The 12575-nt window shown below is 71.0% G+C and carries 9 protein-coding genes; all 9 read left to right on the top strand.

The annotated features are described in order from the left end of the window. Positions 1 to 119 precede the first annotated feature (119 nt). The 9 genes from ACZ6WN_RS10135 (at position 120) to ACZ6WN_RS10095 (ending at position 12360) form a co-directional block, all read left to right on the top strand. Positions 120 to 3038 carry a helix-turn-helix transcriptional regulator gene (locus ACZ6WN_RS10135; RefSeq protein ID WP_465864510.1) on the top strand — a complete coding sequence of 973 codons (2919 nt, stop codon included), beginning with the start codon at positions 120 to 122 and terminating at the stop codon, positions 3036 to 3038. Positions 3039 to 3128: 90 nt separating this feature from the next. Continuing rightward, positions 3129 to 3269, top strand: coding sequence for a hypothetical protein (locus ACZ6WN_RS10130; protein WP_160026607.1), 141 nt, complete (start codon positions 3129 to 3131; stop codon positions 3267 to 3269). A 59-nt stretch (positions 3270 to 3328) separates the two neighbouring features. Continuing rightward, positions 3329 to 6259, top strand: coding sequence for a helix-turn-helix transcriptional regulator (locus tag ACZ6WN_RS10125; protein WP_465864509.1), 2931 nt, complete (start codon positions 3329 to 3331; stop codon positions 6257 to 6259). A 68-nt stretch (positions 6260 to 6327) separates the two neighbouring features. Then, positions 6328 to 6918, top strand: a complete 591-nt coding sequence (locus ACZ6WN_RS10120; protein ID WP_465864508.1) for a hypothetical protein — start codon at positions 6328 to 6330, stop codon at positions 6916 to 6918. A 50-nt stretch (positions 6919 to 6968) separates the two neighbouring features. Continuing rightward, positions 6969 to 7820: an aldo/keto reductase gene (locus ACZ6WN_RS10115; protein ID WP_465864507.1), complete on the top strand. Its 852-nt coding sequence runs from the start codon at positions 6969 to 6971 to the stop codon at positions 7818 to 7820. 249 nt (positions 7821 to 8069) lie between these two features. After that, positions 8070 to 9929, top strand: a complete 1860-nt coding sequence (dnaK, locus tag ACZ6WN_RS10110) for a molecular chaperone DnaK (protein ID WP_357334949.1) — start codon at positions 8070 to 8072, stop codon at positions 9927 to 9929. Then, the gene (gene grpE / locus ACZ6WN_RS10105; protein ID WP_465864506.1) at positions 9926 to 10651 is read left to right on the top strand and encodes a nucleotide exchange factor GrpE; all 726 of its coding nucleotides are present in this window, start codon (positions 9926 to 9928) and stop codon (positions 10649 to 10651) included. Before dnaK ends, grpE begins: the two co-directional genes overlap by 4 nt. Positions 10652 to 10732: 81 nt before the next feature. Further along, a complete protein-coding gene (locus ACZ6WN_RS10100; RefSeq protein ID WP_465864505.1) occupies positions 10733 to 11926 on the top strand; it encodes a DnaJ C-terminal domain-containing protein in 1194 nt (397 codons plus the stop codon). Next, entirely contained in the window at positions 11926 to 12360 is a 435-nt protein-coding gene (locus tag ACZ6WN_RS10095) for a heat shock protein transcriptional repressor HspR (RefSeq protein ID WP_465864504.1), read from the top strand. The genes ACZ6WN_RS10100 and ACZ6WN_RS10095 overlap by 1 nt, the downstream gene beginning before the upstream one ends. The last annotated feature ends 215 nt before the right edge of the window (positions 12361 to 12575 follow it).

Genomic DNA, 12575 nt, shown 5'->3' with positions numbered 1-12575 from the left:
AGGACCGGAGCAAACGCCGAGCAGGAGAGATCCCGCTCGGCGTTGCTTCATGTCCGGGGCAGGGCGGTGTCGACCCCTGGGCCGACCGGGTGTTGCCCGAGGGCGCGATGATTGCGCTCATGGCGCAGAGTGCCGAGAGGCTGGTCGGGCGTGACGCCGACCTGGAGACGCTGGCGGGACTGGTGGGACTGGACGGCACCGCGCAGGCGCGCGGAGGCAGGCACGTCCTCCTCGCGGGCGACGCCGGTGTCGGGAAGACCCGGATCCTGCGCGAGCTCCGCGGCCGGGCCGCCGCCGACGCCAGGCAGGTGCTGGTCGGGCACTGCCTCGACTTCGGCGACAGCGCGGAGGCGTACCTGCCCTTCACCGAGATCCTGGACAACATCACCACCGCGCTGCCCGACGTGGTCGCGCAGGTCGCCGACGTACATCCGGCGCTCCTGCGGATGGCGCCCGTGGCCCGTGCGCTCGGCGAGGCCGACACCGCCGTCCAGGAGGCGCTCGACCGGGGCAACCTCTTCGCCGCGATCCACGCGCTGCTGGAGCGCGCGGCGCAGAAGGCGCCGCTGCTGGTCGTCGTCGAGGACACCCACTGGGCCGACCAGTCGACCCGGGACCTGCTGACCTTCCTCTTCACCCGGCCGTTCGACGGGCCGGTCACGATCCTCGCCTCCTACCGCGCCGACGACCTCCACCGCCGCCACCCGCTGCGCCGCCAGCTGGCCGAGTGGACCCGGCTGCCCTCCGTCGAGCGGTTCCACCTCGGACGGCTCTCGGACGAGGACGTACGCATCCTGGTCGGTGAGCTCGCCGGTGACCTCGAGGGCCTCGACGGAGAGATCGACGTCGAGAGCGTCGTACGTCGCGCCGACGGCAACGCGTTCTTCGTCGAGGAGCTGGTGCAGGCCGCCGGCGCCGACGAGCTTCCGTGGGACCTCGCCGACCTGCTCCTGATCCGGCTCGACCAGCTCGACGCGACCGCGCGCGAGGTGGTCGACACGGCCAGCGCCGCCGGGCGCGACGTCAGCGACGAGCTCCTCGAGGCGGTCGCCGGTCTCGACCGCGCCACCCTCGATGCCGGGCTGAGGCAGGCGATCGAGCGCGCGATCCTGGTGCCGCGCGAGGACGGCTACTACGTCTTCCGGCACGCGCTGCTCGGCGAGGCGGTCTATGACGACCTGCTGCCGGGCGAGCGGGTCCGGCTCCACCAGCGGTACGTCGAGGCGCTGGGCAAGGACCTCACGACCGGCAGCGCGGCCGGTCTCGCCCGTCACGCCCGTCTTGCCGGCGACCACGAGACCGCGCTGACCGCCGGGATCGCCGCCGGTGACGAGGCGGCTGCCGCCGGTGGTCCCGACGAGGCCTCGCAGCACTATCAGCAGGCGATCGCCCAGCTCGCCGGCCGTGCCGACACCGCCCACGACACCCAGCGTCTCGTCGACCTGGTGGTCAAGGCCAGCGACGCGATGGTGGCCGCCGGCCACGCCGACCGGGCCGGGAAGCTGGCCCGGGAGCAGCGGGAATCGCTCCCGGCCGATGCGCCCGGGTTGTGGCGCGCGCAGCTGCTCACGGTCGAGATCGAGACCAGCTTCGCCTACGTCAACGACGTCCGGGTGGGGGCGCTCGCGCAGAAGGCGATGGCCGAGCTCCCCGAGGACGCTCCGCCGCTGGTGCGCGCGCGGCTGCTCGCGGCGTACGCCCGGACGCTGATGATCTACCGCCGTCACGACGACGCCGAGGAGGCGGGCCGGGAGGCGCTGGCGCTGGCCGAGGAGCTCGGCCGGACCGGTCTCGCCGCGGAGGTCGCGGCGACGCTCGCCGGGTCGTGGGGTCGCCCGCCGCAGGCCTGGATCGAGCCGCTGCGCGAGGCCGTGGCCAGGGCCGCCAAGGTGGGTGCGCTGCACCCGGAGCTGCGCGCCCGGCTCCAGCTCGCCTTCGCCCTCGACGCGGCCGACCGGCTCGACGAGGCCGGCGAGAACTATCGCAGCGCCTTCGAGCTCGGCGTGGAGCGCGGCGTCCCCTGGGCGCCGTACGCCTTCGACGCCCGCATCGCCTGGCTCGACCACCTCCACACCGCCGGCCGGTGGGACGAGGCGCTCGCGCTGACCGACGCGTACGGCATCCCGCCGGCGCTGCGGCCGTGGCTGGAGTCCAAGCGGCTGATGATCGAGCAGGCCCGCGGTGCCGATGTGGGTGCCGAGGCACGGCGGCTGCGGCCGTCGTGGAAGCAGGAGGTGGCCACCGCCAGCGAGTCGGCGCCGGTCGAGATCAGGGCGGCCGCAGGCCGTGGTGACATCGACGGTGCGATCGAGGCCTACGACGCCGGGGTCGCGGCCCTCACCGCCGGCTGGGGAGAGTGGTTCGGCGCCCATGCCCGGCTCTCGGCGATCGCCGTCGGCGCGATCGGCTCCGCCCTCCCGGCGCTCCCGGTCGGTGCGCGTCCGCAGGTGATGGCGCAGGTGGACCGCATCCACGAGGCGGGCACGCGGCCGGTCGAGACGGAGCAGCCCTGGGGGCTGGAGGGTCAGGCATGGTCGGCGCGGCTGCGGGCCGAGGGGCTCCGCGCCCATTGGCTGGCCGGCGTCGCCGTGCCCGAGCAGACCGACCTCGTCGAGGCGTGGCGCCAGGCCGTGGCCGCCTTCGAGGCCTTCCCGCACGTCCACGAGCTCGCCTGGTCACGGGTCCGCCTCGCCGAGGTCCTCCGAGCCGGCGGTGACACCGCCGGGGCGCGTGAGCTGGCTGACTTGGCCAGGGAGTCGGCGAAGCGGCTCGGTGCCCGGCCGCTGCTCGACCACCTGCTCGCCCTCGGCACCACGCCGCAGCGGTCGGCGGCCGGACCCTCCGGCCAGCTGACCGCCCGGGAGCGCGAGATCCTCGCCCTGGTCGCGGCTGGGAGGAGCAACGGCGAGATCGGCAAGCAGCTGTTCATCTCGACCAAGACCGTCTCGGTCCACGTCTCCAACATCCTGGCCAAGCTCGGTGCCTCCGGTCGCACCGAGGCAGCGGCCATCGGACGTCGCCGCGGGCTCGTGGAGTGACGTGGATCACGGTCGAATGAGGCACCTCTGACCGGCTCCTAAGGCAGGCGCCTCATGCGCGGCGCTACCTCAGGAGCCGAGGCTGGAGGCATGACGTACACCAACCAGATCAGCTACGACGCCGAGCTGGCCTACCGCCAGCAGACCATTCGCCGCGCGACCGCGGCCGACCGTCTCGCCCGCCAGGTGAAGCGGCGCCGTCCGCGCCGGATGGACTCGATACACAACTGAGTCCCCGGAGGACGGTAATGCGGGAGAATCCCGGGCCCGGAGGCGCGATGATAGGGGACATGGCGCAAAGTGCTCGGTCCTTCGTAGGCCGCGACCCGGAGCTGCGGTCCCTCACCGGGCTGCTCGGAGTCGCGGCGACCGACTCGGCCATCGCCACCCGGCGCCAGCACGTCCTCCTCGCCGGTGACGCCGGCGTCGGCAAGACCCGCCTGCTCACCGCGCTGCGCGACCGTGCCGTGTCCGACGGCTGGCAGGTGCACGCGGGTCACTGCGTCGACTTCGGCGAGAGCGCGGTGGCGTACATGCCGTTCTCGGAGATCCTCGACCGCATCGTCGCCGACCTGCCCGACGTCGTCGAGCGGGTGGCGGCCGACTATCCCGCGCTGGCCAGGCTGAGGCCCGTACGCCGCGTGATGGGCGCCAACCAGGGTGCTGCCCCGACCGGCACCGACCGCGGGCAGCTCTTCGACGCCGTGCACACCCTCTTCGAGGCAGCCGCCGAGAAGGCGCCGCTGCTGGTCGTGGTCGAGGACACCCACTGGGCCGACCAGTCGACCCGCGACCTGCTGACCTACCTCTTCACCCGGCCCTACGTCGGCCCGGTCGCGATGGTCGCCTCCTACCGCGCCGACGACATCCACCGCCGGCACCCGCTGCGCCGCCAGGTCGGCGAGTGGGGCCGGCTGCCCGACGTCGAGCGGATCGTGCTCGAGCCGCTCTCCGACGACTCGGTGCGACTGCTGGTCCATGAGCTGGCCCCCGGCAAGGTCGACGCCGAACGAGTCGTACGCCGCGCGGAGGGCAACGCCTTCTTCGTCGAGGAGCTGGTGCAGGCCGGCTGCGACGAGGATCTCCCGGTCGACCTCGCCGACCTGCTGCTGGTGCGGCTGGACCGGCTCGACGGCTCGGCCCGGAGCGTGGTCCGCACGGCGAGCATCGCCGGGCGCCGGGTCACCCACGAGCTGCTCGCCGCGGTGACCGAGATGAAGACCGACGAGCTCGACGACGCGCTGCGCACGGCGGTCGAGCAGAAGGTGCTCGAGCCGACCGGATCGCGCTACACGTTCCGCCACGCGCTGCTCGCCGAGGCGGTCTACGACGACCTGCTGCCCGGTGAGCGGGTGCGCCTGCACGCCCGGTTCGCCGAGGTGCTGAAGGAGACGCCCGGGCTGGGTGCGGCTGCGGAGCTCGCGCTGCACGCCAAGCACGCCGGCGATCTCGCGACCGCGCTGCGGGCTCGCATCGCCGCGGCCGAGGAGGCCCGCAGCGTCAGTGGTGTGGGCGAGGCCGCCCACCACTACGAGAAGGCGCTGGGTCTCGCCGCGGACCCGAAGGTCGCCCAGGCGGCCGCGGTCAATCTGGACCGGGTCTACGAGCGCGCCGCCGACACGCTCATCCTCGCCGGCCTGCCCTCGCGGGCCGACGCGATCCTGGCCGAGCGGCTCGACGCCATCCCGGCCGGGCCGTCGGTCGGCCGGGCGCTGCTGTTGGCGACCCGGGCCGAGGCGGCTCTCGCCATGGAGAACGGCGACCCGCTCACCCACTCCCACGACGCGATGCTCGCGCTCCCTGCCGACGCCGAGCCCAAGGCGCGGTGCGCGGTCCTCGCCGTGCGCACCCGGACGCTGGTCACCTTCCGCCGCAGCGAGGAGGCCGAGGCCGTCGGGCTGGAGGGCATCGAGATCGCCGAGCGCCACAGTCTCTCCAAGCTCGCCTCCGACATGGCCACCAGCCTGTCGATGCTCAAGGTCCGCACCGGCCGCGGTGGTGGCGACAAGGTCGAGGGCTTCCGCCAGGTGCTGCGCGAGACGATCGACCAGGCACGGCAGGTCGGGTCGACGTACGCCGTCAGCCGCGGGCTGTTCACGCTGGGCCGCTCCTATGACGAGGCCGGCGACTACGCGGCGGCGCTGAGGTGGTTCCGGGCGGTGAAGGACGACGCCGGTGGCGAGTCGCTGCAGTGGTCGCCCTACGCCGCCGCGGCCCGCTCCGACATCGTCCGGATCCAGATGGTCCTGGGGGAGTGGGACGAGGCGCTCGCGCTCGCCGGTGGCAACCTGCCCGACGCGCCGCCGGTCCCGGTCGCGCTCCTCGACTCGCTCCGGATGCTCATGGAGCAGGCGCAGGGGGCATCGGTCGGGGAGGACGCCAAGGCGCTACGTCCGTTCTGGACCCAGGAGGGCCTGATCGCCCTCAACGGCTCGATCGTGGAGATGACCGCGCTGGCCCGCGCCGGCGACGCCGAGGGAGTGCTCGGGGTCTACGCCGACGCGGTCGAGACCCTCTCCCAGTTCTGGACCGAGTGGTTCGGCGGCCGGGTGCGCCTGGCGGTCGTGGCTGCCTCCGGAATCGCGCAGATGCTGCCCTCGCTGCCCGCCGCGCGGTGGCCCGCGTTGGTGGAGGCCGTCGACGGTCTGCACAGCGACGGCGAGCAGGTGGTCGCGCAGTACGAGCCCGGCGAGTGGGGTCCCGAGGGCCGGGCCTGGACCGCCCGGCTGGAGGCGGAGGTGCTCCGCGTCCACTGGCTGGCCGGCATCGACGCGCCGCCCCAGGAGTCGCTGCTGGCGGCGTGGGAGCGCGCCGAGCAGCAGGTCGAGGCCTACGGCGACGTCCCGGGTCTGGCCGCGGTCCGGACGACGTACGCCGCGATCCAGCGGGCCACCGGTGACGTGGCCGGCTCGCGGGTGACCGCCGACAAGGCCCGGGAGACCGCGAAGCGGCTCGGCCTGCAGCCGTTGCTCGACGAGCTGAGGTCGCTCGGCGCGACGGCGGTCAAGCAGCCGCAGGCGACGTCGACGTCCCTGACGCCGCGGGAGAGCGAGATCCTGACGCTGGTGGCCGCGGGACGCAGCAACGGCGAGATCGGCAAGCAGCTGTTCATCTCCACGAAGACGGTCTCCGTGCACGTCTCCAACATCCTGGGGAAGCTGGGCGCCGGGAGTCGCACGGAGGCGGCCGCCATCGCGCGCCGCCAGCAGCTGATCAGCTGAACCGGTGGTGCTCGGTGGGAACGTGTGGCTGAATTGTCACCATCACCACGGGCGGTCGAGGAGCAGATGTGAAGCAGGGCGGGCAGCACCCGATCGCAGCCGGAGTCACGGCGCTCGTCGCGGTGGCGGTTGGGGTGGGGCTGATCGTCGGGATCGGGATGTTCGTCGGTGCCAACATCATGGGCCTGGGTGGCGGCGGTGCCGCCGAGGACCAGGCCACCGACCCGGACGCGGGCGCCTCGCTCTACGCCCCCTCGCCGAAGCCGACCAAGACCGCGAACGGGCCGGCGATCACGCTCAACGCCTCGCCCACGAGCGCTCCGGAGAAGCAGGGGGCCTCCACGAGCCCGTCGCCGTCCAAGACCGTCGAGGAGAGGCCGGCGAAGAAGGAGATCACCCTCCAGGCCGGAACCGTCCAGGCGGAGCCGATGGAGCGGATCGACCTCAGCGGGATCTACCCGCGCGGCGAGGGCGCCATCCTCCGCCTGGAGCGCAACGACGGCCAGGGCTGGGAGGAGTTCGGGATCCCGGACGTACCGGTCAGGGGCGAGCAGTTCTCCACCCCGATCCAGTCCGGCCGGATCGGGAAGCACAAGTTCCGGATGAAGGACATCGACACCGGCACCTACTCCAACGTGGTCACCGTGACGATCGGCTGAGATCGAGCCGGGGATGGAATAGGTCATGGCGCGCTTGGTTGTATGGGGACATGACGGTTCCCACGATCAAGCTCAATGACGGCACTTCGATCCCGCAGTTCGGTCTCGGCGTCTGGCAGGTCCCTCAGGACGAGACCGAGCAGGTGGTGAGCCAGGCTCTCGAGGTCGGCTACCGCCACATCGACACCGCGCAGATGTACCAGAACGAGGCCGGAGTCGGCGCCGCGCTCAAGAGCGCCGGCCTCGCCCGCGAGGACGTCTACGTCACCACCAAGCTCAACAACTCCCAGCATGACCCGGCCAAGGCCAAGACGTCGCTGGAGAGGTCCCTGGAGCTGCTCGGCCTGGACCACGTCGACCTGTTCCTGATCCACTGGCCGCTGCCGACGCAGTACGACGGGACGTACGCGAAGACCTGGGAGGCGCTCGTCGGCCTCCGCGAGGCGGGCCTGACCACCTCCATCGGCGTCTCCAACTTCCAGCCGGACCACCTCGACAAGATCGTCGCCGAGACCGGCGTCGCCCCCGCGGTCAACCAGATCGAGGTCCACCCCTACTTCACCAACGAGGCCGCTCGCGCCGCGACCCTGGCCCACGGTGCGAAGGTCGAGTCGTGGTCCCCGCTCGGTCAGGGTGGCGGCGAGCTCACCGACCCGGTGGTCGCCGAGATCGCCTCCGCCCACGGCAGGTCGCCCGCCCAGGTGCTGCTCCGCTGGCAGATCGACCGGGGCGACATCGTCTTCCCCAAGTCCGTACGCCGCGAGCGGCTCGAGGAGAACCTCGCGATCTTCGACTTCGAGCTGAGCGCCGACCAGATCGCCGCCCTCGCCGCCCTCGACAAGGGCGAGTCCGGCCGCTCCGGCCCCAACCCCGACACCTTCGACTGGATCCCGTCCTTCTGACGGTCCAACCCCCGCCGAGTCGGCTCGTCATGACGGGCCGGCTCGGCGTGCTTGTGGGTGGGGCTGGAATAGGGCGCGTAGGGTCTTCGTTGTGCACAGTGAACGAAGTTGAGTTGAATCGGCTCAACTTGTTTGCAACACTCGGCGGCGGCAGCCGCTGGGCAGCAGACCACCCAGTCTTCCGGGGCTCCTCGCCCCAGATGCACCACAGTCACATACACACAGCTTCAACAAGCGGAGGTAGCAAAGATGGCACGTGCCGTCGGTATCGACCTCGGGACCACCAACTCGGTCGTCTCGGTTCTGGAGGGTGGCGAGGCCACCGTCATCGCGAATGCCGAAGGCGCCCGTACGACGCCTTCCGTGGTCGCGTTCAGCAAGTCCGGTGAGGTGCTGGTCGGTGAGGTCGCCAAGCGCCAGGCCGTCACCAACGTGGACCGCACGATCAAGTCGGTCAAGCGTCACATGGGCACCGACTGGAAGGTGTCCATCGACGACAAGGACTTCACGCCGCAGCAGATCAGCGCGTTCGTCCTGCAGAAGCTCAAGCGCGACGCCGAGGCCTACCTCGGCGAGACGGTGACCGACGCGGTCATCACCGTCCCGGCCTACTTCTCCGACGCCCAGCGCCAGGCCACCAAGGAGGCCGGTGAGATCGCGGGCCTCAACGTCTCGCGCATCGTCAACGAGCCCACCGCCGCCGCGCTGGCCTACGGCCTCGACAAGGGCGACGACCAGACCATCCTCGTCTTCGACCTCGGTGGCGGCACGTTCGACGTGTCCCTGCTCGAGATCGGTGAGGGTGTCGTCGAGGTCAAGGCGACCTCCGGTGACAACCACCTCGGTGGTGACGACTGGGACAACGCGATCGTCAAGTGGATGGTCGAGAAGTTCAAGGCCGCCAACGGTGTCGACCTGGCCGCCGACAAGATCGCCGCGCAGCGCCTCCAGGAGGCCGCCGAGAAGGCGAAGATCGAGCTCTCCTCGTCGCAGAACACCAGCATCCACCTGCCCTACATCACCCACGGTGAGTCCGGCCCCCTCCACTTCGAGGAGACCCTGACCCGCGCGGAGTTCCAGAAGATCACCGCCGACCTGCTCGACCGCACCAAGAAGCCGTTCGAGTCGGTCCTCAAGGACGCCGGTGTCGCGCTCAAGGACATCGACCACGTCGTCCTGGTCGGCGGCTCGACCCGGATGCCGGCCGTGACCGACCTGGTCAAGAGCCTGCTCGGTGGCAAGGAGCCCAACAAGGGCGTCAACCCCGACGAGGTCGTCGCCGTCGGTGCCGCGCTGCAGGCCGGCGTGCTGAAGGGCGAGGTCAAGGACGTACTGCTCCTCGACGTCACCCCGCTGAGCCTCGGCATCGAGACCAAGGGCGGTGTCTTCACCACCCTGATCGAGCGCAACACCACCATCCCGACCAAGCGCTCCGAGATCTTCACCACGGCTGACGACAACCAGCCCAGCGTCGAGATCAAGGTCGCCCAGGGCGAGCGCCCGATGTGGTCGGAGAACCAGCCGCTGGGCAACTTCGAGCTCACCGGGCTCCCGCCGGCGCCGCGTGGCGTGCCGAAGATCGAGGTCACCTTCGACATCGACGCCAACGGCATCGTGCACGTCTCCGCCAAGGACCAGGCCTCGGGCCGCGAGCAGTCCATGACGATCTCCGGCGGCTCCGCGCTGTCGAAGGACGACATCGACCGCATGGTCAAGGAGGCGGAGCAGTACGCCGAGGAGGACGCCAAGCGTCGCGAGTCCATCGAGATCCGCAACCAGGGTGACAGCCTCGTCTACACCACCGAGAAGTTCATCACCGACTCCGGCGACAAGGTCCCGGACGACGTGAAGACCGAGGTGCAGGCCGACCTGGACGCCCTGAAGAAGGTCCTCGAAGACACCGAGGCCGACAAGGACGCCATCCAGACCGCGATCACCAAGCTCGGTGAGTCCTCGCAGAAGATGGGTGCGGCCATGTACGCCGCGGCCGAGGCCGAGCAGTCCGCTGCCGGCGGTGCCACGGGTGCGACCGGCGAGGCCGACGACGACGTCGTCGACGCCGAGATCGTCGACGAGCCCGTCGAGGGTGAAGAGGGCGACAAGAAGTGACGAAGCGCCGCCCCGGCGGGGCGGAGGAGGCCGTCGAGGAGACGGCCTCCAAGGCCCCGCCGCCCGAGACCGACGAGGCCGAGGAGTCGACCGAGGACGCCGAGGTGGACGCTCCTGAGAGCGACGCCTCGGACTCGGACGACGCTGCCGCCGAGGCTGGATCCGACGAGGATGCCGTGGACGAGGCGGACAAGGCCGAGGACAAGGCTGAAGACAAGGCTGAGGACAAGGCCGAGGCCGACGAGGAGGACGTGATCGAGGACGACAGCGAGGTGGACTTCATGGGCGATGCCGCCGACGAGGTCGACAAGCGGGTCGCCGAGCTGACCACGGACCTGCAGCGTCTCCAGGCCGAGTACGTCAACTACAAGAGGCGGGTCGACCGTGACCGCGAGCTGGTCTCGCAGAACGCGACCTACAAGGTGCTCACTCCGATCGTCGAGGTGCTCGACACCATCGACCGTGCCCGTGAGCACGGCGAGGTCGACGGCGGCTTCAAGGCCGTCGCCGACCAGCTCGAGAAGATCGTGACCAACCTGGGTCTGAAGAAGTTCGGTGAGCCGGGCGACGTCTTCGACCCCAACCGTCACGAGGCGCTCAGCCACATGGGCACCGACCCGGAGGTCGAGGAGACCTCGGTCAAGCTGGTCGCCAAGGCCGGCTACATGATCGGCGACCGGGTGGTCAGGGCCGCACAGGTCCTGGTCGTCGACCCGGAGTGACCAGGAGTGACAACGATGGGTGGCCGAGGCTGTCGGGACACCGATGGCCTCGGCCGCCGAGAAGAAGGGAGGAGGGGCTAGGTGGCTGAGAACGACGGGATCCGGCCGGACTGGATCAACAAGGACTACTACGCCGAGCTGGGTGTCAAGAAGGACGCTTCGGGCGACGACATCAAGAAGGCCTATCGCAAGCTCGCGCGGGCCAACCACCCCGACTCCAACCCGGGCGACGACGCCAAGCACGAGAAGTTCAAGAAGGTCGCCGAGGCCTACGACGTCGTCGGCGACGCCGAGAAGCGCAAGAAGTACGACGAGGTGCGCACCCTCGGCGCCTCGGGCGGGTTCCCGGGCGGCTTCGGCGGCACGGGCGGTGGCCGCGGCTACAACTTCGACGACCTCTTCGGCGGTGGTGGCGCCCAGGGCGGCGGCCTCGGCGACATGTTCGGTGACCTCTTCGGCGGTGCCGGTGGCGCCGGCGGTGGCTTCGGTGGGCGGCGTACGGCCCCGAGGGCTCGGCCGATCAAGGGTGCCGACGTCGAGACGAGCGCCACGATCGGGTTCACCGACGCGCTCGACGGCGTGACCATCTCGCTGCGGCTGACCTCGGACGCCGCCTGCCCCGACTGCAACGGCACGGGCGGCAAGCCCGGCACGAAGCCGCGGGTCTGCCCCGAGTGCGAGGGCGCCGGCTACGTCGTCAACTCCGTGGGCGGTGCGTTCTCGATGAACGAGACCTGCCCGCGCTGCGGTGGCCGCCAGCTGATCTACGACGAGGCCTGCCCGACCTGCCACGGCTCCGGTCGCGGCACCTCCGCGCGCACGATCCAGGCGCGCATCCCCGCCGGCGTCAAGGACCGTCAGCGGATCCGGCTCAAGGGCAAGGGTGCCGCCGGTGAGAACGGCGGCCCGGCCGGTGATCTCTACGTCACCGTGCACGTCACGCCTCACCGCGTCTTCGGCCGCAAGGACGACAACCTCACCATCGACGTGCCGGTCGGGTTCGACGAGCTGGCGCTCGGTGCCGAGGCCAAGCTGCCGACGCTGTCCGGCTCCCCGGTGACGCTGCGGATCCCCGCGGGGACCCCCAACGGCCGTACGTTCCGGGTCCGGGGCAAGGGGTTCCGGCGCTCGGACGGCACCGTGGGTGACCTGCTCGCGACCGTCGAGGTGCAGATCCCGGCCGTGCTCGACGCCGATGCGAAGGCCGCCGTCGAGGCCTATCGGGCCGCGATGGCCGACAAGCCCCTGCGTACGTCTCTTCTCGAGGAGTCATGATGAGTGACGGATTCGGCAGTCCGGCTCCGGATGCCGCGGTCTACGTGATCAGCGTCGCCGCGGAGCTGACCGGGCTGCACCCGCAGACGCTGCGTACCTATGAGCGGATGGGCCTGATCACCCCCGGTCGCACCGGGGGCGGCGGGCGCCGCTACTCCTTCCACGACATCGAGCTGCTGCGCTCGATCGCGGACCTGACCGCCGCCGGCATCGGCATCGAGGGGGTGCGTCGCATCCTCTCCCTCGAGCAGCACGTCGACGCCCTGCGCCGGCGCAACGAGGAGCTGCTGCACGAGCTGGCCGCGACTCGCGAGGCGCTCGCCCAAGCGAGGTCGGCGGCGCCCGAGCCGAAGGGGCCGACGAGCAGGCTTCCTGCGGTTCGCCAAGCACCGCCCGGGCAGGCGATCGTGGTCTGGCGGCGGCAGCAGGGCTAGCACGGCCCCTACTGATCGCTTGACAGATTTGTTGGCGAGTTGTGGCTTTCGGTTAAAACCGATGTTGGTTCGATACCCTCATACTCATGAGTAAGCCGCGAGTGTCGGACCAACCCCCATATGGTCGGGGCACGCGCGGCGGACCCGGTGGAGCCGACCCGAGACGGACCCACCGGGTCCTTCCAATTTCGGCGGATCCGCGGGCTTGAGCACCT

Source organism: Nocardioides sp. NPDC054178 (genome assembly GCF_055585005.1).
This window is presented reverse-complemented; position numbering and strand designations above follow the sequence as displayed.

What these genes read in the sequence shown, in the direction of transcription:
- ACZ6WN_RS10135 (WP_465864510.1), top strand. Translation starts at nt 120, where the DNA reads ATGGCGCAGAGTGCCGAGAGGCTGGTCGGGCGTGACGCCGACCTGGAG.
- ACZ6WN_RS10130 (WP_160026607.1), top strand. Translation starts at nt 3,129, where the DNA reads ATGACGTACACCAACCAGATCAGCTACGACGCCGAGCTGGCCTACCGC.
- ACZ6WN_RS10125 (WP_465864509.1), top strand. Translation starts at nt 3,329, where the DNA reads ATGGCGCAAAGTGCTCGGTCCTTCGTAGGCCGCGACCCGGAGCTGCGG.
- ACZ6WN_RS10115 (WP_465864507.1), top strand. Translation starts at nt 6,969, where the DNA reads ATGACGGTTCCCACGATCAAGCTCAATGACGGCACTTCGATCCCGCAG.
- dnaK (WP_357334949.1), top strand. Translation starts at nt 8,070, where the DNA reads ATGGCACGTGCCGTCGGTATCGACCTCGGGACCACCAACTCGGTCGTC.
- ACZ6WN_RS10095 (WP_465864504.1), top strand. Translation starts at nt 11,926, where the DNA reads ATGAGTGACGGATTCGGCAGTCCGGCTCCGGATGCCGCGGTCTACGTG.